The sequence below is a fragment of the Mesoplasma melaleucae genome (assembly GCF_002804105.1).
In the GTDB taxonomy this organism is placed as follows: domain Bacteria; phylum Bacillota_I; class Bacilli_A; order Mycoplasmatales; family Mycoplasmataceae; genus Mesoplasma; species Mesoplasma melaleucae.
In genome coordinates, this window is the sequence record NZ_CP024964.1 from 48,675 (window position 1) to 74,167 (window position 25,493).

At 27.7% G+C, this 25,493-nt stretch carries 28 protein-coding genes, 2 pseudogenes and 1 riboswitch; of the genes and pseudogenes, 27 read left to right on the plus strand and 3 right to left on the minus strand.

Features of this window, described 5'->3' with window-relative positions:
* The first annotated feature begins 41 nt into the window (after window positions 1-41).
* Window positions 42-386, plus strand: a pseudogene (locus EMELA_RS00215) (phosphoribosyltransferase).
* A 150-nt stretch (window positions 387-536) separates the two neighbouring features.
* Window positions 537-2,003, plus strand: coding sequence for an NCS2 family permease (locus tag EMELA_RS00225; protein ID WP_051584583.1), 1,467 nt, complete (start codon window positions 537-539; stop codon window positions 2,001-2,003).
* A 39-nt stretch (window positions 2,004-2,042) separates the two neighbouring features.
* Here EMELA_RS00225 and EMELA_RS00230 read toward each other — a convergent pair whose 3' ends face one another.
* The gene (locus EMELA_RS00230) at window positions 2,043-2,705 is read right to left on the minus strand and encodes an energy-coupled thiamine transporter ThiT (RefSeq protein WP_028123949.1); all 663 of its coding nucleotides are present in this window, start codon (window positions 2,703-2,705) and stop codon (window positions 2,043-2,045) included.
* 32 nt (window positions 2,706-2,737) lie between these two features.
* A riboswitch (TPP riboswitch) is annotated at window positions 2,738-2,826 on the minus strand.
* A gap of 282 nt (window positions 2,827-3,108) precedes the next feature.
* Between EMELA_RS00230 and EMELA_RS00235 the strand changes: the two genes are divergently transcribed.
* From EMELA_RS00235 to EMELA_RS00305, 15 genes are all read left to right on the plus strand, one after another.
* Window positions 3,109-3,315 (plus strand): hypothetical protein, encoded by a 207-nt coding sequence (locus EMELA_RS00235; RefSeq protein WP_034971102.1) that lies wholly within the window; start codon window positions 3,109-3,111, stop codon window positions 3,313-3,315.
* A gap of 175 nt (window positions 3,316-3,490) precedes the next feature.
* Entirely contained in the window at window positions 3,491-5,020 is a 1,530-nt protein-coding gene (gene metG / locus EMELA_RS00240) for a methionine--tRNA ligase (RefSeq protein WP_028123950.1), read from the plus strand.
* Between the two features lie 206 nt (window positions 5,021-5,226).
* Window positions 5,227-6,594: an FAD-dependent oxidoreductase gene (locus EMELA_RS00245; RefSeq protein WP_028123951.1), complete on the plus strand. Its 1,368-nt coding sequence runs from the start codon at window positions 5,227-5,229 to the stop codon at window positions 6,592-6,594.
* Complete coding sequence (locus EMELA_RS00250; protein WP_028123952.1) at window positions 6,587-7,591, plus strand: lipoate--protein ligase; 1,005 nt, start codon at window positions 6,587-6,589, stop codon at window positions 7,589-7,591. Before EMELA_RS00245 ends, EMELA_RS00250 begins: the two co-directional genes overlap by 8 nt.
* Window positions 7,592-7,605: 14 nt before the next feature.
* Window positions 7,606-8,718, plus strand: a complete 1,113-nt coding sequence (gene pdhA, locus EMELA_RS00255) for a pyruvate dehydrogenase (acetyl-transferring) E1 component subunit alpha (protein WP_028123953.1) — start codon at window positions 7,606-7,608, stop codon at window positions 8,716-8,718.
* Window positions 8,718-9,707 carry an alpha-ketoacid dehydrogenase subunit beta gene (locus EMELA_RS00260; protein ID WP_028123954.1) on the plus strand — a complete coding sequence of 330 codons (990 nt, stop codon included), beginning with the start codon at window positions 8,718-8,720 and terminating at the stop codon, window positions 9,705-9,707. The genes pdhA and EMELA_RS00260 overlap by 1 nt, the downstream gene beginning before the upstream one ends.
* Before the next feature lie 21 nt (window positions 9,708-9,728).
* Window positions 9,729-10,994: a dihydrolipoamide acetyltransferase family protein gene (locus tag EMELA_RS00265; RefSeq protein ID WP_028123955.1), complete on the plus strand. Its 1,266-nt coding sequence runs from the start codon at window positions 9,729-9,731 to the stop codon at window positions 10,992-10,994.
* Between the two features lie 15 nt (window positions 10,995-11,009).
* Window positions 11,010-12,824 carry a dihydrolipoyl dehydrogenase gene (gene lpdA, locus EMELA_RS00270; RefSeq protein ID WP_028123956.1) on the plus strand — a complete coding sequence of 605 codons (1,815 nt, stop codon included), beginning with the start codon at window positions 11,010-11,012 and terminating at the stop codon, window positions 12,822-12,824.
* Window position 12,825: 1 nt separating this feature from the next.
* Window positions 12,826-13,794: a phosphate acetyltransferase gene (gene pta, locus EMELA_RS00275; RefSeq protein WP_028123957.1), complete on the plus strand. Its 969-nt coding sequence runs from the start codon at window positions 12,826-12,828 to the stop codon at window positions 13,792-13,794.
* 1 nt (window position 13,795) lies between these two features.
* Window positions 13,796-14,989, plus strand: coding sequence for an acetate kinase (locus EMELA_RS00280; RefSeq protein ID WP_028123958.1), 1,194 nt, complete (start codon window positions 13,796-13,798; stop codon window positions 14,987-14,989).
* A 95-nt stretch (window positions 14,990-15,084) separates the two neighbouring features.
* On the plus strand, window positions 15,085-15,885 hold the full coding sequence (locus EMELA_RS00285) for a pyrroline-5-carboxylate reductase family protein (RefSeq protein ID WP_028123959.1): 801 nt from the start codon (window positions 15,085-15,087) through the stop codon (window positions 15,883-15,885).
* A gap of 102 nt (window positions 15,886-15,987) precedes the next feature.
* Window positions 15,988-16,329, plus strand: coding sequence for a hypothetical protein (locus EMELA_RS00290; protein ID WP_028123960.1), 342 nt, complete (start codon window positions 15,988-15,990; stop codon window positions 16,327-16,329).
* A gap of 183 nt (window positions 16,330-16,512) precedes the next feature.
* Window positions 16,513-16,803, plus strand: coding sequence for a hypothetical protein (locus EMELA_RS00295; protein WP_156932101.1), 291 nt, complete (start codon window positions 16,513-16,515; stop codon window positions 16,801-16,803).
* A 119-nt stretch (window positions 16,804-16,922) separates the two neighbouring features.
* Window positions 16,923-17,141, plus strand: coding sequence for a hypothetical protein (locus EMELA_RS00300; protein WP_100608940.1), 219 nt, complete (start codon window positions 16,923-16,925; stop codon window positions 17,139-17,141).
* A 179-nt stretch (window positions 17,142-17,320) separates the two neighbouring features.
* Window positions 17,321-17,623, plus strand: coding sequence for a hypothetical protein (locus tag EMELA_RS00305; RefSeq protein WP_028123963.1), 303 nt, complete (start codon window positions 17,321-17,323; stop codon window positions 17,621-17,623).
* A 377-nt stretch (window positions 17,624-18,000) separates the two neighbouring features.
* Here EMELA_RS00305 and EMELA_RS00310 read toward each other — a convergent pair whose 3' ends face one another.
* On the minus strand, window positions 18,001-18,600 hold the full coding sequence (locus EMELA_RS00310; RefSeq protein WP_028123964.1) for an FMN-dependent NADH-azoreductase: 600 nt from the start codon (window positions 18,598-18,600) through the stop codon (window positions 18,001-18,003).
* Window positions 18,601-18,687: 87 nt separating this feature from the next.
* Between EMELA_RS00310 and EMELA_RS00315 the strand changes: the two genes are divergently transcribed.
* From EMELA_RS00315 to EMELA_RS00325, 3 genes are all read left to right on the plus strand, one after another.
* Window positions 18,688-19,485 carry a TatD family hydrolase gene (locus EMELA_RS00315; RefSeq protein ID WP_028123965.1) on the plus strand — a complete coding sequence of 266 codons (798 nt, stop codon included), beginning with the start codon at window positions 18,688-18,690 and terminating at the stop codon, window positions 19,483-19,485.
* A 49-nt stretch (window positions 19,486-19,534) separates the two neighbouring features.
* Window positions 19,535-20,341, plus strand: a complete 807-nt coding sequence (locus EMELA_RS00320; protein ID WP_028123966.1) for a TatD family hydrolase — start codon at window positions 19,535-19,537, stop codon at window positions 20,339-20,341.
* A 245-nt stretch (window positions 20,342-20,586) separates the two neighbouring features.
* Entirely contained in the window at window positions 20,587-20,913 is a 327-nt protein-coding gene (locus EMELA_RS00325; protein ID WP_028123967.1) for a hypothetical protein, read from the plus strand.
* 3 nt (window positions 20,914-20,916) lie between these two features.
* On the opposite strand, the pseudogene EMELA_RS05070 reads toward EMELA_RS00325, so the two are convergent.
* Window positions 20,917-21,237 (minus strand): annotated as a pseudogene (locus EMELA_RS05070) (winged helix-turn-helix transcriptional regulator).
* Between the two features lie 127 nt (window positions 21,238-21,364).
* Here EMELA_RS05070 and EMELA_RS05155 point away from each other — a divergent pair.
* The 7 genes from EMELA_RS05155 (at window position 21,365) to EMELA_RS00355 (ending at window position 25,485) form a co-directional block, all read left to right on the plus strand.
* On the plus strand, window positions 21,365-21,553 hold the full coding sequence (locus tag EMELA_RS05155; RefSeq protein ID WP_028123968.1) for an NADPH-dependent FMN reductase family protein: 189 nt from the start codon (window positions 21,365-21,367) through the stop codon (window positions 21,551-21,553).
* 68 nt (window positions 21,554-21,621) lie between these two features.
* Window positions 21,622-21,747 (plus strand): NAD(P)H-dependent oxidoreductase, encoded by a 126-nt coding sequence (locus EMELA_RS05275; protein ID WP_084485279.1) that lies wholly within the window; start codon window positions 21,622-21,624, stop codon window positions 21,745-21,747.
* A complete protein-coding gene (locus tag EMELA_RS04645) occupies window positions 21,725-21,868 on the plus strand; it encodes a hypothetical protein (protein WP_169733528.1) in 144 nt (47 codons plus the stop codon). Before EMELA_RS05275 ends, EMELA_RS04645 begins: the two co-directional genes overlap by 23 nt.
* A 248-nt stretch (window positions 21,869-22,116) precedes the next feature.
* Window positions 22,117-22,791, plus strand: a complete 675-nt coding sequence (locus EMELA_RS00340; RefSeq protein ID WP_028123969.1) for a type I restriction endonuclease — start codon at window positions 22,117-22,119, stop codon at window positions 22,789-22,791.
* A 717-nt stretch (window positions 22,792-23,508) separates the two neighbouring features.
* Window positions 23,509-24,231, plus strand: coding sequence for an IS3 family transposase (locus EMELA_RS00345; protein WP_051584584.1), 723 nt, complete (start codon window positions 23,509-23,511; stop codon window positions 24,229-24,231).
* Window positions 24,232-24,281: 50 nt separating this feature from the next.
* The gene (locus EMELA_RS00350; RefSeq protein WP_028123971.1) at window positions 24,282-24,503 is read left to right on the plus strand and encodes a transposase; all 222 of its coding nucleotides are present in this window, start codon (window positions 24,282-24,284) and stop codon (window positions 24,501-24,503) included.
* Between the two features lie 13 nt (window positions 24,504-24,516).
* Window positions 24,517-25,485: an IS3 family transposase gene (locus EMELA_RS00355; RefSeq protein WP_051584585.1), complete on the plus strand. Its 969-nt coding sequence runs from the start codon at window positions 24,517-24,519 to the stop codon at window positions 25,483-25,485.
* The last annotated feature ends 8 nt before the right edge of the window (window positions 25,486-25,493 follow it).

The window sequence follows — 25,493 nt, forward strand, 5'->3', positions numbered from 1 at the left end:
ATTTAAGCATAATTTAAAGTTGTTAATTTCAAAAGAAGAAATTGCTAAAAAAAATTGCTGAATACGGTGCTATTTATAATAAGAAGTATGAAGGTAAAACACTTTCATTAGTTACTATTATGAATGGCTCTGTGTTCTTTTTCGCTGATTTTGCAAGAACACTAGAAATGGCAATTAAAATGGATACTTTAACTGTATCTAGTTACTCAGGCACACAATCAACAAAAGAGCTAACATTTCATAAGAAGATTACAAAACCAATTATTTAAGATCAACATGTTCTAATTGTTGAAGATATTATTGATAGTAGTTTAACTTTAGAAAAGGTTTATGAGTATTTATTATCTTTAAAACCTAAAAGTTTAGAAATCTTAACATTAACTTAGAAAAAAACAAATCACCCAAATTATAAATATGAGTAACTACTTTATTTGAATTACCTGATATTTATGTTTTAGGTTATGGTTTTGAAATTGACGACCTTTATAGACAACTTTCTGACATTTATCCTTTAGAAGGATAGGAAATTTCTTAAAATGAGAGAAACAAAAAAAGAAAATTTTAAAGTTAAAGATAAAAGATTTAACGCAAATAAATCGACAAATGCAATTGCTAAGTTTTTCAACTTTAGTGATTTAAACACAACATTTAAAAAAGAAATTATTGGTGGAATAAGTACATTCTTATCAATGATGTATATTCTATCAGTTGAACCAGCAATTCTTGGAAGTGCTCCAAGTATCACAGGAAATGGGACTATGGATAGCCAAGGTGTATTTTTAGCAACTGCTTTAGTTACTGCATTAGCAACAATTGTAATGGGGATGAGTGCAAATGTTCCAATTGGGTTAGCTCCAAGTATGGGATTAAATGCCTTATTTGCTTTTAACATTGCTCAAGCAGGAAAAATTGGATATGAAGGAGCATTAATTGCTGCAATGATTTCATCAATTATCTTATGCATTATTTCAATTACAAAACTAAGAGCAATTATGATTAATGCATTACCACATTCATTACACTTAATTATTGGAGTAGCAATTGGATTCTTTATTGCTTATGTTGGTATTTCAAACATGGGATTTGTTGAAAAAACTACTTCAGGATTACCAGTTGCAAACTTATCAAATTTTAAATTAAACTATCCAGCAATGATTGTTGGAACAATTGTATTATTTGGATCAATTATTTTATTTTTCAAAAAATTCTTTGCACCAGTTGCAGTGATGATGCTTGGAGGATTAATCTTTACAGTTATTCTAGCTAACACTGTTGATGCTGCTGCTATTAAAGAATCATTTGGAAACGCAAAATGAGTAAGTGGGTCATGAAACTTTGATAGTTTATTCAGTGGATTTGCTGCAAACATTAAAAACTTATTCTCACAAATTGGTCATTCAGAAATATGAAACAAACCAACTATGTATATTTTTATCTTTGTTTTAGTTGTTTTAAACTTCTTTGATGCAACTGGAACTTTAACATCAATTAACATTGAATTAAACAAAGCAATCGGACAAGAAAGAGAAATTCCACAAAGAGCATTAGTTATTGATGCAGGAGCAACAATTGTTGGTTCAGGATTAGGAGTTTCTCATATGGCTTGTTATTCAGAAAGCTGTGTGGGGATTTCACAAGGAGCAAGAACAGGATTTGCAAGTATTATTACTGGATTATTATTTTTAGTAAGTATTCCACTATTTCGAATCTTTAAAATGATGCCTAACTGTATTACTGGTGCAGTTACTGCATTTATTGGTACAATCATGGTTACTTCAATTACAGAAATTGAATGAAAAAAACCTGAAATTGGAATTACAGGATTCTTCAGTATTCTATTCATGGTTATTACTTATAACATTGCTAATGGAATTGCAGTTGGAATTATTTCATATACTGTAGCTTCTATTGGGATTGGAAAAACAAAAGAGATTAAACCTGTTATTTGAGGTTTAGATGCAATATTTATTATGTATTTCATTGCAAGCGCATTTATTCAGTAAAAAACAAAAAAATCTGCAAAAGCAGATTTTTTATTTTGTTTAATAAATGTTTTTAGCTACAGGATATACTGTATGACAAATAGCTGGAATTGTTACTAAATAGATAGCTCAGTCAAAAACTGAGTTTACACCATTTACACTCATTGAAAAAATTCAAACTTTTTGATTTTTTTCAACAGCACCAGCTGAATAGAATAATACACCAGCAAATGTTTTAGATCAAAAACCTAAAAAGGCATAAATTGAAATTACAACAATTCAAATCCCCATAATACTAAATCATTTTCTAACTACTTTAGTATCATATTCTTTACCATAATTTTCACACTTGCAAATATGTGAATTTTTTCATTTCAATTTGTTTTTAACTGTAACTGGTAAAAATATACTACAAACTGAAACTAATAAAAGTGGTATTCAATAATCAAATATATATGCTAGTGGAATTCCAGAATCTGCATTGGTTGGTAAAAATAATGCGATTACTCCACCAATGATCCCAACAATTAATGTTCTAAGTCAATCTGTATAAACAGCTAGAACAAAAATGGGAATAAGTTTAATGTTAAAAGATAAATAAAACTGTGTAAATGAGTATGCTGTTAATAAGTTTAAAATTAAATATAATGCTAACATTAAACCCATTATGACAATGTCTTTAGTTCTTATTCTCTTAACTCGCAAATAAAAATATCTTTTCATGTAAAAGAACCTCCTACATAAAAAGACAGAATACAAAATATTTTAGGACTTCCTACGCTAGTGTTAACTAGATCAGGTTCTAAGAGTATTTCTCAAGCTTTCGCTACCTCTGCCTTCTTACAACTATAATATTAACATTTTTATAAGCTAATAAGTAACACAAGAACATTTATTTGATATTCTTTTTGATATTATCTAAATATAAAGAGTAGAATATTTAATTTTTTAAAATAAATACTTAATAACATAATGAGTAGAGGTTAAAAGTATTATTGAAAATGAGATTATATATGAATTTAAAATTTAGTTATATTCGAATAATTCACTTAAGATTAAAACAATTGGTGATTTACAAGAATTAAAAATTAATCTTGAATAATTAAATATATCTAGACGTAGAAATATGAAAACAGAACTAACTAATGCTTTTAAAATTTTGCAACAAACAATTTATACAAAAGAATTTAAGAAAACTAAAAAATTATCTAAAGATGAAATTATTCAAGATTTAAGAGTTGAAATTGCTGAGTTGAGAGCTGAGAATATAGAACTAAGAATCTTAGTTAAACAATTAATAATTAAAGTTGAAGAATTAACAATTAGAGTTTAAGAGTTAACTGCTAAAAATTTACAATTACGTGATAAAATTGTTGAATTGGAAAATAAATAATATTCACTAATTAAAATGATTTTTATGTTATGCTATAATATAAAAAATAAATTAAAAATATTATGTTAAAACATTAATTTTTTAAATTTAGAACTAATAGAAAGAGATATCATATATGCCTAAAAAATTTTATGTAACAACTCCAATTTATTATCCAAGTGGAAATTTACATATTGGTCATGCTTATACAACAACACTTGCAGATATTTTAAAAAGATATAAAGATATGCAAGGATATGAAACATACTTTTCAACAGGAAGTGATGAACATGGTCAAAAAATAGAACAAAAAGCTAAAGAAGCAGGATTATCTCCGATGGATTATCTTGCAGATAAAGTTGAAAGTTTTAAAGAGCTTTGAAAACATTTAAAAATTGATTATACAAAGTTTATTAGAACAACAGATAAATACCATGAAGAAACAGTTCAAAAAATATTTTCTATCTTATTAGAAAAAGGTTTCATCTATCAAGGTAATTATGAAGGTTTATATTGCGTAAGCTGTGAAGAATTTTTAAATGCTGATCAAATTGATGAAAATAATATGTGCAAAATATCTAATACTAAATTAGAGCTAGTTAAAGAAGAAACTTATTTTTTAAAAACATCATTGTTTCAGGAATTTATGGAAAAAGATGTATTGGGTAGTGAATTTTTAATCCCAGCATACCGAAGAAATGAAATGCTAAATTCATTTGTTAAACCTGAATTAAAAGATTTATCAGTTACAAGAACTTCATTCTCTTGAGGTATTCCAATTAAAGAAAATCCTAAACATGTTGTTTATGTTTGATTGGATGCATTAACAAACTATATTACCGCTTTAGGTTATTTACAAGATGATCATACAAATTTTGATAAGTTCTGAGCAGATGAAGAAGTTGAAATTTTACAATTAGCAGGTAAAGAAATTATTAGATTTCATTCAATTTATTGACCCATTATTTTAAAGGCATTAGATTTAAGACAACCAACTCATTTATTAGGGCATGGTTGAATTTTAAGTAAAGATACAAAGATGAGTAAGTCATTGGGTAATGTTGTTGATCCAATTGATATTATTAATCAACATGGAGCTGATGCTTTAAGATTTTACATTGGTTATGAATTGCCTACAGAAAAAGATGGTAACTTTACTGATGAATTATTTATTGAATCATTTAATGCACACTTAGCAAATAATATAGGTAATTTAATTTCAAGAACAAATCAAATGATCACAAAGTATTTTGAAGGTTATGTTAACCTTGAAGATGTTGAATATGATCAAGAATTAATTAAACAAGGTCAAGAAACAATTAAAGCATATACTGCTAATATGGATGAATACAAAATTAGTGATGCAATTAGAAATGTATTAGATTTAGGAAATGCATGTAATAAATACATCGAAGAAAAAGCACCATGAAATTTAGCTAAAGAAGAAAACTTTGAAGAGTTAAAAAATGTGATTGCAACACTGCAAAGAACAATTAGTATTATTGTGTTTTTAATGAAACCAATTCTTGTTGAAAACTATGATAATATGATCGAACAAATTGGATTAAAGAATCAAAAGTTAACTTTTGAAAAATTGTTAAATTGAAAAGAAATTTCTTTTGAAAAATTGGGTGATAAAAAAATTATATTTAAAAGAGTTAATTAATGACCAAAAAAGGTCATTTTATTTTGTTTATTAGGTATTAAAAGTGCACTATTGTATTTTTTATTATCTTAATAAGAGTATAATCTTATTAGGAATATTTTTATTTTTTATGTTATTTTTGAAAAATCTTCCAAATTTAAAAAGGAACCACCCTTTAAAATTAAGAGTAAAATCTTAAATCAAAACTATTCAAAGGAGTTATTATTATGAAAGTTATAGTTTTAGGAACTAATCATGCAGGTACAACTGCTGTTAGAACATTAAAAAGATTAAACCCACAAATAGAAGTTACAACATACGACAGAAACGATGTTATTTCTTTCTTAGGATGTGGAATTGCATTATGAGTTAAAGGTGAAGTTAAAGATCCAAACGGATTATTTTATGCAACACCTGAAATTTTAAAATCAGAAGGAATCAATGTAAAAATGAAACACGAATGAGTTTCAATTGATGGCAAGAAAAAAACTGTTTCAATTAAAAATTTAGAAACAGGTGAAGTATTTGACGACAACTACGATAAATTAATTGTAGCTACAGGTACATGACCTTTATTACCTCCAATCCCAGGATTAGATTTAAAAGGTGTACAAATTTGTAAAAACTATGACCACGCTAAAAAAATTCAACAAGCTAACTTAGATGATTCAATCAAAAAAGTTACTGTTGTAGGAGCTGGTTATATTGGAGTTGAATTAGTTGATGCATTTGTTGCTCATGGTAAAGAAGTTACTTTAGTTGACTTCGCTGACAGAATTATGCCAGTTTACTATGATCCAGAATTTACAAAACATGTTGAAGACAGAATGACAAAAGCTGGTGTTAAATTAGCTTTAGGACAAGGTGTTAAAGAATTCAAGGGTACAGATGGAAAAGTTACACATGTTGTTACTGATAAACAAGAAATTGCAACAGATTATGTAATCTTCTCAGTTGGAGTAGTTGCACAAACTAAGCAATTAGAAGGTGTTGTTGATCTAAATGATAGAAAAGCAATTTTAACTAATGAATACTGTCAATCATCAAATAAAGATATTTATGCAATTGGAGACTGTTCAACAGTATTTAACAAAGCATTAAATATGGAAATGCCAATTCAATTAGCAACAACAGCAGTTAGAACAGGTATCTTAGCAGCTGTAAACATTTTTAATGGAAACAAATTACCATCACCAGGATTCACTGGAGCAAACGGTATTGAAGTATTTGGATTTAAGATGGCTTCAGCTGGTGTAAGTGAAACTAGTGCTAAAAAAATGGGATTAGATTATGAAGCAATCTTATTATCAGATTCAGATCGTCCAGAATTTATGTCAACATACAAAGAAGCATGAATTAAATTAGTATGAGACAAAAAAACAAGAAAAATTATTGGAGCTCAAGTAGCTAGTGAAAACAACCATACAGAAATTATGTACATGCTTTCATTAGGAATTCAAAAAGAATTAACTATTGATGAATTACCATTAGTTGATATCTTCTTCTTACCTCACTTCAATAAACCATACAACTTTGTTACATTAGCAGGGTTAGAAGTATTAGGATTAAACTACTTTAAAAATAAGCATGATTAATTTAAAAATTTCAAAATCAAACGATCCATCATACAATTTAGCAGTTGAAGAATATTTAACGTACCATTATAAAACTAATGATCCTATTTTGTATATTTGACAAAACAGTAACACTATTGTTGTTGGGAGAAATCAAAACACATATGCTGAAATAAATATTGCAGAAGCAATGAAAGACGAAGTAAAGATTATAAGAAGAAATACAGGTGGAGGGACAGTTTTCCATGATATGGGAAATGTTTGTTATTCACTTATTGTTAATAACGACAAAGACTCTCAAACTAGCTTTGAAATTGCTTTACAACCAATCATTAAATATTTAAGAAGTGAAGGGTTGAATGCAAATTTCTCAGGAAGAAATGATATTGAAATTGATGGTTATAAAATTTCAGGAAATGCACAATTAAAAACAAATAATAAAATTCTTCAACATGGAACATTGTTGTTTGATGTTGAATTACCAAGAATTTTAAAATACTTAAATGTTGATCCCGAAAAAATTAAACATCAAAAAGTTAAATCTAAACCTGCAAGAGTTGCAAATATAAAAGCACTTTTAAATGGAATAGATAAACAAATTGAACTAAATGATTTTATTAATAATGTTATCAACAGTTATACAGCAAATCAAGAAACTAAATGAATTGAATTTACTGATGAAGAAAAAGCTGAAATTCAAAAATGTTTTGAAGAAAAATACCAATCACGTGAGTGAACATTTGCTAAAAATGAAAACTTTGAAATCATTAACAAAAAATATTTAGAATCAAAAGGTTTAATTGAAATTAAAATCAATGTTGATAAAGGAAAAATTAAAAATATTAAAATTTATGGGGATTTCTTAGGATACATTGGAACAGAGGCATTAGAGTTTGCGTTAATTAATGTTGACTATGACTACAATGCAGTTAAAAATGTTTTAGATAAGTTTGCACTAAAAGAAATATTTGGTGATAACTTCCAAGCAGAAGATATATTAAATTTAATATTTAATTAAAGAAAGGGAATTATATGAAATATATAGGAAAATTTGATCCTCAAAAAGATGAAATAGTTCGTGTAATGGATAAAGACGGTAAAATCGTTAATCCTAAATTAGCTCCAACAATCTCAGATGAAGAAGTAATTAAAGCGTACTCAATTATGAATCTTTCAAGAAGACAAGATGATTACCAAAACAAAATGCAAAGACAAGGAAGATTATTATCTTTCTTAAGTTCAACAGGACAAGAAGCTTGTGAAGTTGCATATACAATGGTAATTGATCCGAAAAAAGACTTCTTTGTTTCAGGATACAGAAATAATGCAGCTTGATTAACAATGGGTCAATCAATTAGAAACATTATGTTATATTGAGCAGGAAATGAAGCTGGAGCAAAAGCACCAGATGGTGTTAATTCATTACCACCAAACATTATTATTGGTTCACAATACTCTCAAGCAACAGGAATTGCCTTTTCAGAAAAATACCAAGGTAAAAAAGGTGTTGCTGTTACTACTACTGGAGATGGTGGAATGAGTGAAGGTGAAACTTATGAAGCAATGAACTTTGCTAAGTTACATGAAGTACCAGTTGTGTTTATTTGTGAAAACAATAAATGAGCTATTTCAACTCCAACAGTACAACAAACTAAATCTTTAAATATTGCAATTAAAGCAATTGCTACTGGAATTCCTTCAATTAAAGTTGATGGAAATGACTTTTTAGCAAGCTACGCTGTTGCAAAAGAAGCAGTTGAATTTGCAAGAAGTGGAAATGGTCCAGTATTAATTGAATTTGATACATACAGACTTGGAGCCCACTCATCATCAGATGCACCAGACGTATATCGTCCAAAAAGTGAATTTGAAGATAGAGTTCCTTATGAACCATTAGTAAGATTAAAAGCTTACATGATCGCAAAAGGAATTTGAAGTGAAGAAAAACAAACAGCTTTAAATGAAGAACAAGATAAACATATTGCTAGTGAATTTGCTTGAGTAGAACAAAACAAAAACTACCCAATCGAAGATATTTTCAACTACCAATATGCAGAATTAACAGAAGATTTAAAAGATCAATTAGCAGAAGCAAAAGAATTCTTTGCTAAATACCCAGAAACAAAAGACGGAGGACACCACTAATGGCAGTTATTAATAATATTAAAGCAGTTACTGAAGCACTTGATGTTGCAATGGGGCTCGATAAAAACGTTATTGTTTTTGGTGAAGACGTTGGACTAGAAGGTGGAGTTTTCAGAGCTACTCAAGGATTACAACAAAAATATGGAATTGAAAGAAGTTTTAACGCTCCAATTTCAGAAGCAATGTTTGCTGGTGTTGGTTTAGGAATGGCAATGAATGGAATGAAACCAGTTGTTGAATTACAATTCCAAGGATTAGGATTACCAGCATTACAAAACGTTATTGCAAACATTTCACGTATGAGAAACAGAAGTCGTGGTAAATGAACTGCACCAATGGTAATTAGAATGCCTATGGGTGGGGGAATTAGAGCCTTAGAGCACCACTCAGAAGCTTTAGAAGCTATCTTTGCACATATTCCAGGGATTAAAACAGTTATGCCATCAACACCTTATGATACAAAAGGTTTAATCTTGGCAGCTATTGAGTCACCAGATCCAATTATTGTTTTAGAACCAACAAAATTATACCGTGCATTTAAACAAGAAGTACCAGATGGATACTATACAGTTCCAATTGGTAAAGGATATAAAATCCAAGAAGGAAATGATTTAACAATCGTTACTTATGGTGCACAAACAGTTGACTGTATGAAAGCAGTTGAAATGATTAAATCAACTCACCCAACAGCATCAATTGAATTAATTGACTTACGTTCAATTCAACCATGAGATAAAAAAATGGTAATTGAATCAGTTAAAAAAACAGGAAGATTATTAGTTGTAAGTGAAGCAGTTAGATCATTTGGTGTACCTGCAGAAATTATTGCAACAGTTAATGAAAATTGTTTTGATTCATTAAAAGCACCTTTAGCAAGATGTACTGGATATGATGTTGTTATTCCTTATGACAGAGGAGAAGGATACCACCAAGTGAATCCACAGAAAGTTGTAGAAGCAATTAAAAAAGTGCTTGACTATAAATTTTAGTTAGAGAGGAATTAGTAAAATATGTTTAAAGTTAAATTTGCTGATATTGGAGAAGGACTTACTGAAGGAAAAGTAGCAGAAGTTCTTGTTGAATTAGGGCAAGAAATTAAAGAAGGAGACGCTTTATTCTTTGTTGAAACAGATAAAGTTAACTCAGAAATCCCAGCACCAGTCGGTGGGAAAATAGCAAACATTTTAATTTCTCAAGGACAAGAAATTAAAGTTGGTGATTTAGTTATTGAAATCGATGATGGATCTAAAACTGCTGAAGTAACTCATGTTGCTGAAGTTAAAACTAAGAATGAACCAATTGAAGAAAATGCTTCAGTTGTAGGTTCTACACCAGTTTCAAATGACGTTATTGCTTCAAGAGCGACAACAAACACAACTGCAGAAGTTTCTAATAGTGGAGTTAAAGCAACACCATTAGCAAGAAAAGTTGCAGCTGATAAAAAAATTGATTTATCAACAGTTAAAGGAACAGGTCCAAATGGAAGAATTTTAGTTGCAGACTTAGATTCAGGACCAGTTGCGGCAACTGCAACTTCAGCTCCAAAAGCAGCTGTTAAAACTGTTGAAATTGATGCACCATTATCATGAGATTCAGTTCCAATGAATGGAATTAGAAAAGCTACTGTTAAAGCAATGGTTAAATCTCATTCAGAAAATGCTGCATTTACAGGAATGAAAAATATTAACATCACTCCTACATATGATATGCGTGCAATGTTAAAAGATGGATGTGAGTTAAAAGGAATTAAATTAACTTATTTAGCATTTATCGTTAAAGCAGCAGCAAAAGTATTAGAAGAAATGCCAAACATTAATGTGCGTATTGATGCAGAAAATAATGTAATCTTACAAGTACATAACATTAATATTGGAATTGCAGTAGATACTGATAAAGGATTAATGGTTCCAGTTATTAAAGGAGCAAACCATTTATCAATATTTGATATTGCAAACAAAATTGGAGAGTTAGCTAAAAAAGCTAGAGATGGTAAATTATCAATGGCTGAAATGAAGGATGCAACTTTCACAGTTTCAAACTTTGGATCAGTTGGTTTAGATTACGCAACACCAATTATTAATTCACCTGAATCAGCTATTCTTGGAGTAGGAACAATGACAAAAACACCTATCTTTGTGAAAGATGAAATTAAAGCAGGATGAATCATGCCATTCTCAATGACATGTGATCATAGAATAATCGATGGTGGAGATTCCGGAAGATTCTTAATGAAAATAGAAAATTATTTAAGTAATCCAGCATTACTATTAATGTAAAAGAGGAGAAGCAAAATGTTTAAAGTTAAATTTGCTGATATTGGAGAAGGACTTACTGAAGGAAAAGTAGCAGAAGTTCTTGTTAAATTAGGGCAAGAAATTAAAGAAGGAGATGCTTTATTCTTTGTTGAAACAGATAAAGTTAACTCAGAAATTCCAGCACCAGTTGGTGGGAAAATTGCTAAAGTTTTAATTTCTGAAGGACAAGAAATTAAAGTTGGTGATGTAGTTATTGAAATCGATGATGGAAGTGCTACAACTGAAGCAGCACCTGCGCCTGCAGCTGCTGAAGAAGAAAATGCAAGTGTTGTTGGTTCAACACCTGTATCTAATGATTTAATTCCAAGTAGAGGACCAGCACCAACTCAAACTGTTGCTGCTGCTCAACCTGTACCAGTTGCTACAAAACATACTGATATTGAAGAAAGTTTTGATGTAATTGTTGTTGGAGCTGGAATTGGTGGATATGTATCTGCTATTAAAACAGCTCAACTAGGATTAAAAACATTAATTATTGAAAAACAATACTATGGTGGTGTTTGTTTAAATGTTGGATGTATTCCAACTAAATCATTGTTAAGAACTGCAAAAGTTTTTGAAGATATTGTTCATAAAGCAGTTAACTTAGGAATTGATATGAAAACAAAAGATCAACCAAGTATTAATTGAGACAAAGCATTAGAACGTAAAGATGGTGTTGTTAATAAATTAACTAGTGGTGTTAAAGCATTATTAACTAAAAATGGTGTAAAACAAATTATTGGTGAAGCATCAGCATTAGATAAAAATACAATTACAGTAAATGGTAAAAAATACCACTGTGATAATTTAATTATTGCTAGTGGATCAGTACCAAACGAATTGCCTTTACCAGGATTTGCAGAAGGAAGAGCAAGTGGATTCTTAATTGATTCAACAAAAATTCTTTCATTACCAAAAATACCAAAAGCATTAACTGTTATTGGTGGTGGAGTTATTGGAATTGAATTTGGTTGTTTATTCGCAGCTTTAGGAACAAAAGTTACTATTATTGAAGGTGCACCAAAAGTTCTTCCAATGCTTGATCAAGATGTAACAGCATTAATGACAAAAACTTTAAAAGAAAAATACAAAATTGAAATTTTTACTAATGCAAAAGTTAAAGAAGTTAAAGGTAAATCAGTTACATTTGAAATTGATGGAGTAGAACAAAATGTTAAATCAGATTACTGTTTAGAATCAATTGGTAGAAAAACAGTTACTAAAGGATTTGATAATATTGGTCTTGAATTATCAGAACGTAAATCAATTGTTGCAAACGACTATGGTGAAACAAACTTAGATGGTGTTTATGCAATTGGAGATGTTACAAGTAAAATTATGTTAGCTCACGTTGCTTCACATGCAGGGATTGTTACAGCAAACCGTATTGCTTTAAAAGCTAATAAACTTGAAGGACATGATTTAAAAATGGATTACTCAAAAATTCCAAGTTGTATTTACTCACACCCAGAAATTGCTATGATAGGTAAAACAGAACAACAATTAAAAGCAGAAGGGATTGAATACAAAACATTTAAATTCCCATTTGCTGCAATTGGAAAAGCATTAGCTGATGATGATACAACAGGATTTGTAAAAATTATTTGTGAACCAAAATATAAAACATTATTAGGGGCACACATTATTGGAAATAGAGCAACAGACATGATCTCAGAATTCACAACTTTAATGGAATGTGAAGGAACTATTACAGAATTAGCAAGAGCTATCCACCCTCACCCAACAATGAGTGAAGCAATTGGAGAAGCAGCTGAAGCATTAGAATCAGGAAAATCATTAAACCTATAATATGTATTCAGTAGAACAAATTAAAAAAATTCTTATAGATTCAGATCATAAAAAAACTATTGTATTACCAGAAGGTGAAGAACCAAAAATTCAAGAAGTAGCAAATACACTTGTGAAAGAAAATATTTCAAAAGTTATTATGTTATTTCAAAAAGCAGAATCAATTCCAACAACTTTAGATGCAAAAATCGAAGTTATTACAATTGATAAATTTGACAAAGAACCTTTAATCCAAAAATTTATGGATTTAAGAAAAGATAAAACCAATTTAGAGCAAGCAACTAAATTAATGGGGCAAGCGAACTATATTGGTGCAATGCTAGTTAAAATGGAAAAAGCAGACTGTATGTTATGTGGAATTACATATACAACAGCTGACACTATTAGACCAGCATTACAAATCATTAAAACATCACCAAATGTTGCATTAGCAGCAAGTGTGTTTATTATGAACAAAGGTGATGAAAATTACTTCTTTACAGATTGTGCTTTAAACTTAAAGCCAACAAGTCAACAATTAGCAGATATTGCAAAAATGACAGCAAAATTTGCTCAATCGTTTGATGTTAAAAATCCTGAAGTTGCTTTATTAAGTTACTCAACAGCAGGATCTGGAGCAGGTGAAGATGTTGATCGTGTTAAAGAAGCAATTAACTTATTAGATTCTCAAACAGTCGATTTTAATTATGCCGGAGAAATTCAATTTGATGCAGCATGAGATAAAGAAATTAGAAATAAAAAATTTAAAGATTGTAAATTAACTAAACAAACACCTGATGTATTTGTGTTCTCTGATATTAATGCAGGAAACATTGGTTATAAAATTGCACAAAGAATGGGTGGATACGAAGCAATTGGTCCATTTGTTCTAGGATTCAATAAACCAGTTAATGATTTAAGCCGTGGGGCTACATTAGTTGATATTATGAACACAGCAATTATTACAATTTATCAAGCATTGGAGGCATAATATGATTTTAGTAATTAATGCAGGAAGTAGTTCAATCAAATTTAGATTGTTCAACGATTCTGATAAAAAAAATCCAATTGATATTCTTGATGGAATAGCTGAAAGAATAACAATTGGTGGAGATGTTTCGTTTAAATATGAAGGCAAGAAATACGAATATGAAGTAGCTTTACCAAATCACGAAGTAGCAATTAAATTTATTTTAGATAAATTAATTGAATTAAATATTATTAGCAATGTTGATGATATTAGTGCAGTTGGATTTAGAGTTGTTCATGGGGGAACAATTAGTAAATCATCAATTATTAATGATGATGTGTTTAATAAAATTAAAGATGCTGTTAAATTAGCACCTTTACATAACCCAGGAGCAATTACAGCTATTGAAGCTGTTAAAAAAGTTATGCCAAAAGCAGAATTGGTTGCATGCTTTGATACAGCATTCCATCAAACTTTAGCAGAGGAACAATATTTATATGCAGTTCCTTATTCTTGATATCAAAAATATGGAGTAAGAAAATACGGATTTCATGGAATTAGTTACCAATACATCACAGAAAAAATGTCTGAGGTTTTAAACAAACCAAAAGATAAACTAAACTTAATTGTTTGCCACCTTGGTAATGGTGCAAGTATAGCATGCATCAAAAATGGTAAGTCATTTGATACAACAATGGGATTAACTCCTCTCGCTGGTGTAATGATGGGTACAAGAAGTGGTGATATTGATCCATCAATTATCGAGTACATGTGTAAACAATTAAATACAGATGCTTCAAAAATAACAAATATGTTAAATAAAGAATCAGGTCTATTAGGAGTAAGTGGTAAATCAAGCGATATGCGTGATGTAGCAGGTGGATATTTTAGCGGTGATTCAGATTTCAAGCGTGCACTTAACAAATATACTCAAGTTGCAGCAGATTACATTATTAGGTTTGCAAACTTATTAGGACACGATATTGATGCAATCGTTTTCACAGCAGGTGTTGGAGAAAACTCAGCGCATACAAGACAGTTTACACTTCAAAAGTTACCTTTACTAGACATTAAATTAGACATGGATAAAAATGAAGAAAGAAACTACAAAGATTACAAATACATTTCTGCAGCAGATTCAAAAATTAAAGTATTAGCTTTTAGAACTAATGAAGAATTAATGATTTGTAAAGACACAATAAGTTTAACTAAATAATATTTTCCAAAAAACCCTTATATTGGGTTTTTTTCCATCAATTTACAACATTTCTTGTTTAAAATAAAATACAATAATTAGGAAGGAGAAGCAATATGAAAAAAGTTTTATTTATAGGGCTTGGACACATGGGTTCAGCTCTAATAAAAGGTGTTCTTTCAAAGAAAGAACACAAAATTGAAGTATATGGATATGATGCTATTAAAGAAGTACAAGAAAAAGCATTAGCCAATATTTCAGCTTTAAAAGCATTTAACGATTTAAAAGAGGTTGAGTCAGAAAACATTGATTTTGTTGTTATAGGAACAAGACCAATGGATGTAGAGCCATTATGTGAAAATTTAGATAAATTAAACATGGATGGAAAAACTGTTATTTGCATGGCAAATGCAGTTACAATCGATAGAGTTCAAAATAGTTTTAAAAATAATAAAAACGTTTCAGTTATTAGAATGATGCCTAACATGAATGCATCAATTCAAAAATCTGTAACAGCATTAGCAACAAAAAATGCTAGCCCAGAGCAATTAAAATTTGCATCTAAAATGTTTGAATTATGTGGAATAGTTGAATTAATTAGTGAAGATAAATTTGGGACATTAACAGCAGTTTCTGGGTGTTTACCAGCTTATGCATTTACATTCTTTAAAGGACTTACAGATTACGCTGTAGAAAAAGGATTTAACAGAGATCAAGCTTACAGAATAGCTGAAATAGCAGTAATTGGAAGCATTATGAATGCAGCAAATGCAAAAACAGATTTAAGAACAATGATTGATCAAATTTGTGTACCTAACGGTTCAACAATTGAAGGACAAAAAGTATTAGATAATGACGGTTTCGAAGACATCCTTAAAAAATGTCTTGCAGCAGCAGAAAAAAAAGCGTCTGCATAGTTTAAGGTAAAGATATGAATTTACAATAAAAATTAGTTTCTAAAGATAAAGAAATTGATTCTAAATACCTTGAATTAGAAAACTTAATTAAATCAGATTCTAGTGAAAAAACAAAAAATTAAAGAAGCTGAATTAAAAGTTGATAATTTATTTGATGAATATGTCGAATTGCAAAAAAATAAAGAATTAAAAAATTTACGTATAGAAAATAAAGAAAAATATAAGAAAATATTAGCTAGTTATAAAGCAGAAATAAAATCTGCAAAAGAAAAATCAAAACTAGAAATTAAAAAAATAAAAGAGAAAACTTTAACTGATCAAAATAAAGAAGCTGATGCTAAAGCTAAAGATATTAGAAATATTGAAATAAAAAATATTTCTGAATCAAAGAAAAATAAAATGAATAAATCTACAGGAATGGTAGATAAAATTGAAATAAAATAAATGCATTGATTTAAAACTGAACAAGCAAAACAAAAATATATGAAAGTTACTTCTGAAAAATACTAAAACAGGTTTAGTTGGTTCAGAAAAAGAAAAATTAAATCTTGAAATAAACAGAATTAATAAAAATATGAAAATAAATTAGCAGAAGCAAAAGAAAATTTTGCAGTAACAAATAAAGTTATGAACAAACAACTAATTTTCATAATCCCAATTCATGTTTTCGCACTTGTTGGATCTCTTGCGATGATTTTAAACTATTTAGTTTACTTACCACAAAAAGCTGCAATTAATAACAAACTTGCTTATGGTGGTTCATTTTCACAAGCATCATATACAATAGGATTTATCTTATGTATATTACTAATCGTGATTGGATTGGCATTTACTATTTATGTATCAGTTGTTTCAAAAAAATCATTGATTAAAGAAAGAAAAACAACAATGACTAAAAATTTATCAACAGGTTATTAGTTGGTTTCCTAGAATTATTTGGTATTGGTGCTTTTGCTCTGACAATTTCAATTTCTAATGTAATTGGTTTAATTGAAGATGACAAACAAATACCGGGTAAATTAAATGTTAGTTATGCAATGAGTGTTGTTTTACAAGAAATTATTATGATTACAGCTGTTGAAGTTGATATCATTACTTTAGTGGCATTGATTACCGCTGCTGTAGGTGGTAGTTACTTAGGAGCTACTGTTGCAAATAAAGTAAATAAATTAAAAATTAAATTTGGAATGTCACTAGTTTTATTTGTTAGTGTTATATTAATGATCTTACAACACCTCAAGTTGGAGTTATTGTAACAGGAGAAGGTGTAACAAAATTGCCTTTTACAGAAGCTAAAATTTTATATTGCCATTATAGTTTTCTTAATTTTGGGATGTTTAATGAGTTTTGGAGTTGGATTATATGCACCAGCTTTAGTTGCAATTTCATTATTAGGTATTGATGGAATGGCTGCTTACCCAATTATGATGGGTGCATGGCATTCTTAATGACAGTTGCCAGTCATAAATTTATTAGAGATAAAAACTATAGTCCCTATAGTCCAAAATTATCAGTAACTTTAGAAATGACTGGATGTTTTGGAATATTTATTTCATTTATCGTTTTATTCTTAATCATAAGAATAGGTCTAAAAATGAATGAACAAACTTTATTATGAATTGTTATTTCAGTTATTGTTTATTCAGCATTTTTAATGTTTACAGGATGTTTAAAAGTATTTGATCAAAATAAAAAGAACAAATATGAAAAACTATCAGTAAAATATCAAAATGAATAAAAGAAGTTTAATAATTCAATAATCGCAAAGTTTAGAATTGGTAGCATAATACATTTATTAGCCTTAATTCCTTTAATTTTATTTCTACCCTTCGCGAAAAATTTTATTTCAACCCAAAAATATAAAGATTGAAATAAACGGAACCCTTAAAAATTACAAACATGAAGATGTAAAAAAATTTTATATAAAAACGCAACTATATTTGGTACAAAAGAATATATTTACTTTGAGGTTGATGATTTAAAATTTCAAAAACTTTTTAAATACACTAAAACAAATGTAGTGATGTATGCACTTTATTATAATTTGATTAAAATAAACAAAAAAGTAAAAAAACAAAGTTAAATTAAAAAAATCTAATATTTGTGTAATTTAAATTAAAACTTTTTAGCAGCTTCAATTAATTTAAGAACAATTGTTGAAACAATATCTTTTGGTGTTTGTGTGCTTAAAGGTTCAACCTTAACACCAGCTAATAAAATAGGTTCAGCTACTGTAGCTCCCATGAATTCTCAAGTACCTTTTAAGTAAGCTACATGATCTCCTCATGGGTATCAACCTTTTGGAGCACCTTGAGTTGCAAGAATTTGAATTTTTAATTTATCCAATAAACCAATACTTTCTCCTTTAGTTGCATATTTATATGAAAATGTTTGGTTTGCTAATGCAACATGATCAATATAGTTTTTTAACATTCCAGAAACTTGGAAGTTATACATTGGTGCAATAACTAAAACTTTATCAACTTCTTTTAATTGGTTAATGTATTTCATACCTTCATCTTCACTTCAGTATGTGCCAAATGTTTCAGTTGTTAATGTGTTTGTACCAACAACTAATTTGTTTAAATTTAATTCAATAATTTCGTCTTTTGGATTAACTTTTTTATATTCTTCTAAAAATACTCTAGCCATTTCATGTGAATTTGATTTTTCACTTGGAATAACAGAACCGTTTAATACTAATACTTTACTCATAAAAATATTCTCCTTTTTTATTATTTTAATTATATCACTGAAAGTTTATAATTAATATTATGAAAAAAACTCAAAGGAGCTATGAAAATGAAAGATAATAAAATATTTGATGCGCATATTCATTTCAACGATGACTATAAATATACTGATGAAATGATTGAACCAATGATTAAAGAAGCAATAGAAAATAATGTTGAAGGTTTTTTATGTGCAAGTTTTGACTTAAAATCTAGTCAAAAGGCTATTGAGTTATCAAAGCAATACAAAGGCATTGTTTTTGCAGGAATCGCAATTCATCCAAATGAAGTTTCAAATACAGAATTAAGTGTTTTTGATAAACTTGACGAATTAGCTAAATTTGATGAAGTTGTTGCAATTGGTGAAACTGGTTTGGATTACTTTTATACTAGAGAAGATATTGATTTACAGAAATTGTTTTTTAAAAAACATATTGAAATAGCAAAGAAACATAATAAAATACTACAAGTTCATATTAGAGATCAAGTTGATGTTTTCGACGCTTATGATGATGTGCTTGAAATCTTAAAAGAAGTAAATGCAAATAATGTAATAATTCACTGTTTTTCAGCTAATAAAGAATATGCTCAAAAGTTTTTAGAAGTTGAATGTTATATTATCATTGGTGGAGCAGTAACTTTTAAAAATGCAAAAGTTTTACAAGAAGCAGCACAATATATTCCATTAGAAAAGATGTTAATTGAAACTGATGCTCCATATTTAACACCGCATCCACACCGTGGGCAACTTAATGAAGCTAAATTTATTAATCTAACTGTTGAAAAAATAGCTGAGTTAAAGAATGTATCAAAAGAAGAAGTAATAAAAATTACAACTAGTAACGCTAAACTAATTTTTAATATTTAAAAAAGTTTTATAATTAAATTATAGATACGAGAAAAAAGAGGACTATAAAATGGCAGGAGTTTATGACACACATTGTCACTTAAATGACAATATATATATTGAAAACGAAATTTCAAGTAGAGAAATGGTAGCTGAAGCTAAAAAAAGTGGAGTTGACATCATCAATAATGTTGGATATGATATTAAATCTTCAAGAGTTGCTTTAGTACAAGCGCAAAAAAATAAGAATGTTTGAGCATTAGTTGGTATTCACCCAACTCATGCACAATTTTTTACAGAAGAAGCATACAACACTTTAGAAATTATAGCTAATGCTGATAAAGTTGTAGGAATTGGTGAAACTGGTTTGGATTACTCAAGAGGAACTGATTATAAAGCACAACAAATAGCAGGATTTATTAAGCAAGTAAAATTAGCTAAGAAAATGGACTTACCATTAATGCTTCATGTTAGAGATGTTCCGGGATCAACTGATGCTTATGAAGACACTCTATCGATACTAAAAAAAGAAAAATACTTTAGCGGTGTTTTACATGCTTTCAACGAAAGTTTAGAAGTAGCACAAAAATTTATTGAAAAAGGAATTTTAATATCAGTTAATGGACAAATTACAAGAGATAAAAATTTAAAAAAAGTTATTAAAGATTTACCAATGAACAGTATTGTTGTTGAATCTGATGCACCATACGATACACCAAAACCGTATAATAAAAAAACTAACGCTCCTAAATACTTACCATTAGTGGTACAATCTATAGCAAACATTAAAAAAATGAACAGATCAGATGTTGCTGAAATAACAAGAGACAATGCAATGAGAGTATTTTTCTCAATAGATAAAAAAAACTTAGCCTAAGCTAAGTTTTTTGTTAGTCACATGAGCATTCGCTCATTGTGCAGTTGCAATCTTTGCATGTGCAATTTTCTTTTACACAATCTGCGCATTTGCAACTTTTACAAGTACATTTGTTATTTGACATATGAACCTCCAAGGAAATTATTCCTTAATTTAAATAATAGCACTAAATTTAAAATATGTATATAAAATATGTATATAAATTATTTTTTATAATGTATAATCAAATTAAAGAGGTACACACAATGAAAATTAAAGAATTAGAAATAGTTAATAAATTGGGTGGTAAACCAGTTAATATCTATTTAAATGATGAAACTTTAATATTAGAAGAAATGTTTGAAAAGAAATTTAATCAAAAACCCAATAGATCAAAAATTTATAAAGAGTTTTTAAAAAAACAATTAGGTGAAGAGCTTTTATCAGAAGCAAATAACTTAGATAAAAATGTTTGCGATTGCTGTAAGCAAGATTATTCAGTAACAAAGAAACAAATGTATATTTGTAAAGATAAAGATTTATATAAAACTTGCATAGTTTGTCACGAATGCATCATAAAAAATAAAATCTAAAATTTAGAATTTATTTTTTATCATTTTTGATTCCTCATTCATTCATTCATTAATCTGGTTAAGCATAGGTTGTAAACTTTTTCCTAGATCAGTTAATGAATATTCTACTTTTGGTGAAACTACAGGATACACTTTAAGCTCAATCTAATCATTTTTTTCTAAAAATCTTAAATTTGTTGTTAGTACTTTTTGACTTATTCCAGCAAATCTTTTTTCTAATTCATTAAATCGGCATGTTCGGAATGCTAATTCTCTTATAATAAGAATCACTCATTTTGATTTAATAAAACTTAATGTATATTCTAAAGGACAAAATATCTCCACAAATTCACACACTTTCTTTTTGGTAAGTATATAAGAATTTTGTATGTACTTACATTTTATTTTGCTATATATTGTTATATACATGTTAACCAAAAAATACAAAATAAAAAAATAGAGGAATCATAAAATGAGCAAAATTTTAGTTATTAATTCAAGTGTTTTACAAAAAGAAAATTCTGATTCACTTGCAATGTCAAACTTATTTATAAATGAATACAAAACTTTAAATCCAAATGATGAAGTAGTCTACGTTGATCTAAATGATCTTAAAATGGCAAAAAACATTAACAAAAAGCAATATAGGAACATACTTTAATGAACAAGATTCATTTAGTGTTATTAAACAATTAAAAACAGTTGATAAAATTGTAATTAATTTTTTCAATGATTAATTATGGGATACCAGCTATCTTAAAAAATTACATTGATCATATAACAATTGCAAACGTTACATTTACTTATAAAGAGTCAACTGATTGTAGTCCAATTGGATTATTATCCAAACATTAAAAATGTTCAATTATTAGCAACAAAAGGTGGAGCAGGAACACCAAACTCAGAATTTACAGATTATGTAAAAAATATTTGAAAATTCTTGGATGCAAAAGTTGCAACACCAATCATTAATTAAATGATGGATATACCTCCATATAATGAATATTCACCAGTTCAAAATGCTGAAAAAGTTAAAGAAAAAATTTTTAAAGCAGCAAAAGCTTTTTAATTTAAAAAAAACAAAAGACGCTTTAGAGTGCTACCAAAATAGTAAGTATTAAGTAAAAAGTGAGATAAAGCATATTTCACTTTTTTATTTCACTTTTTTATTCTTACTAAAATTGGATAAGTTATAATATAACTAATAATAAAAAAGGAGTACTTATGATTGTTAATGAAAAATTTTTTGAAGAAGAAGTTGAATCAGAATTACAACTTTTAGGTTGAGAAAAATTAACTGATAAAAATTTTTATAGAAATGATTATGCACAAGTCATCAATTTTAAAGTTCTTAATGAGTCAATCCAAAGAATTAACAATATTGCAGAAGACAAAGCAGAATTAGTCATAAGAGAAATTAATAAAAATATTGACTCATGAGAAAACCTAAATATAAAAGGAATGGAAATCATAAATAATGGGATAAGAATTTATGATGAAATTGAAGAAAGAAATTTAACAATCAAATTAATATCAGAAAATGTTGATGAAAATATTTTTAGTTATTATAGACAATTTGAAATAACTGATGGGTACAACAAAAAGAGAATACCTGATATTGTTTTATTCATAAATGGATTACCCGTTGCAGTTTTAGAATTAAAGCAACCATTAGCTAATGAAAATATAGAAGATGCTTTCAAACAAAATGAGTCTTTAAAATATTTTAAACCTGAACTTTGATATTTTAATGTTATAAATTTTGTTTCTAACAGAACATCTTCAAAGTATGGTTCAACAACCTCTGGTTTAAAACATTTTTATGGTTGAAATAACTGAAATTTAGAAAAAGGTGAAAAAACAAAAAATAAGCTAATTTCATTATTAGTAAATTATTAAAAATTGATACTTTTTTTGATAATTTTATATAAAAAAGCATCTTTTTTAACTAAAATTTAAAAAAAGTGAAAAAAATCCTATTTTATTTGTTCAAAAATATTTTTATTTAAAGAAATAAAGAAAAAATAGTTGGGTTTCAACTATAAAGACAACGCTATTCATAACAAAATGACGCCATTTTTTTGACTAAAATCCTTTAAAATAGAGTTTATTTTGTTTTTTAAAGGTATTTTATTGTCTTTAAAATGAAAAAGCGTAGTCACTTTGAAAATGTGGCGCTGTTTTTTTGACGTTATAAAATAAGATTTTATATAGGTTTTTGGTGGTTTTCCACAAAAAGCGTAGTCACCCCTTATCCTGCTTACCATAAAATGGTAAAAAATAGCTTTCAGAAAATTAGTTTAGTTTTAGATGGTATAATATTTACAACAGCATAGGGTATCCTATGCTTTTTTTTGTTCTTTTTCTAGAAGGCTAGAAAGATAATAATATGAAAAGAAAAATGAATAGTGAAGATAAACTGACATTTTTAAAAAATAATAAGATGTTATAAAATATAAAAAAATAGATATTGTTGAATTTATAGTTAAGAATAAATTAAATGAAAAATATTACATTTCAGATTTACTTGAAATTTTTTCTGTAAAAAGATCTTATTGAGATAAATATAAAAGTAAGGTAAGTTACGTTAAAAATAAAGATTATAAGATAGTTAAGTTGATAAAAGAAATATTTGATAATTCTCTAAAACAATATGGAGTAAGAAGAATTAAAAGGGAATTAAAATTAAAATTCTGTTTAACTGTGAATCATAAAAAAATTAGAAGAATATTAAATGAGCATGAATTATTCTCTGAGTATGTTATTAAAATAAAATCTAATAGAGCTAAGAGATATGATCATAGAAATTATAGGACTGAAAATCCTAGATTTGCAAAAGACTTAATAAACAGAAATTTTAGAAAAAGTGAAAAACCAAATCAAATATGATACACAGATGTAAGATATTTAATATCTGAAAATGGAAAAAGATATATGTCTACTTTCATAGACGATTTTGATAAAAGAATAGTGGGTTATCATATATCAAACATGAATGATACAAAATTAGTGATTGAAAGTTTAAAAAATTCAATCACTAATTCAGGTATAACAAAAGAAGAATGTAAAAACCTTATAATTCATTCTGATAGAGGCGTTCAATATGTTTCTAATGAATATAAAGCATATTTAAAATTTTTAGGAATAAAAAGTTCGATGGGGCAAACAGGAGTTACTCAAGATAATATAGAAATTGAAAGATTTCACTCAGAACTTAAAAAAGGAACAATACACAATAATTCATATTTTAAATTTGATATAAATTCTTATGTAGATTTTGTTAAAAATGAATGAATCCCTTGGTATAACAAAGAAGTTCAAAAAAGAAACAAAAACTAGCTTAAAAATGTTTTACGTTACGATATTATACAGATGTAAGTGAGGATAATATGGCAAATAGAAAAAACAAAAAATATTCAGCTGAATTTAGAATTCAAATATTAAAACAAATAGATAATGGAATAAATCCTAAAGTTTTAAGCCAAAAAAATGAAATTAACATTAATACAATATATTCATGAATTAACAGTAGAAACGAAGGCAAATTAAATAAACCGGTAGGAAGAACTAAAGAAAACTTTTCAAGTTTAGAAGAGGAAAATATTTTTTAAAAAAGTACTTAGCATGGCTAAAGACACAAAATTAAAAAGAGTTGAGTTTATTAGCAACGAAATAGATTCAAATAATTTAAGCATAAAAATTATGTTAGATATACTACAGTTAAAAAGATCTTATTGAGACAAATATAAAAATAAATGAAAAGAAATTAAAGGTAAAAAGAATTTTGAATTTAATGTTGTTAATTTAATTTATAATGAAAGTCTTAAACAGTTTGGGTATAGAAGAGTAAAAAATGGTTTAAAGTTTAAATTAGACATTAATTATAGCAATCATAAAATAAGGCGAATAATGAAAGAAAATCATTTAATTCCGCAATATCATTTGAAAGCAATTAAAAGTGCAAATTTAAGAAAAGGTATTATTAATAGTCAATGTATTTATGAAGATAAAATAAAAAGACAATATAAGTTAGTCAATGAACCTTACAAAGTTTTTTACACTGATGTTACTTATCTTATATCTAAAGATGGAAAAAGATATATGTCTACAATAATTGATGGATATTCTAAAAAAGTTATAGACTATAAAATATCAGATAAAAATGATCAGGAATTAGTTATGAATAATATAAAAAGTTTTATCAAAAAAATGAGAAAAGATGCCATTGATTTAAATGGTATAATTTTACATTCTGATAGAGGAGTTCAATATCAAAATATTCAATATCAAAATCTAGCAAATAAAAATAATATTGTAATTTCTATGGGTAGAACAGGTGTTTGTTATGATAATGTTGTTATAGAGTCATTTCACTCATTATTAAAGAAAGGAACTATTTATAACAATAAAACGATTATAAACAGTATTGGTGAATATCAAACACAAGTTAAAAAATGGGTTAATTGATATAATCAGAATAGAGATTTTGAAATGCAAAATAACATTGCTAAAAGAAGACAAAATAAACATTATAAATCTAAAGCACTTTTAAAACCAAAATATTCTAAATTACAAAATAAAATAATATATTAAGGAGTTAA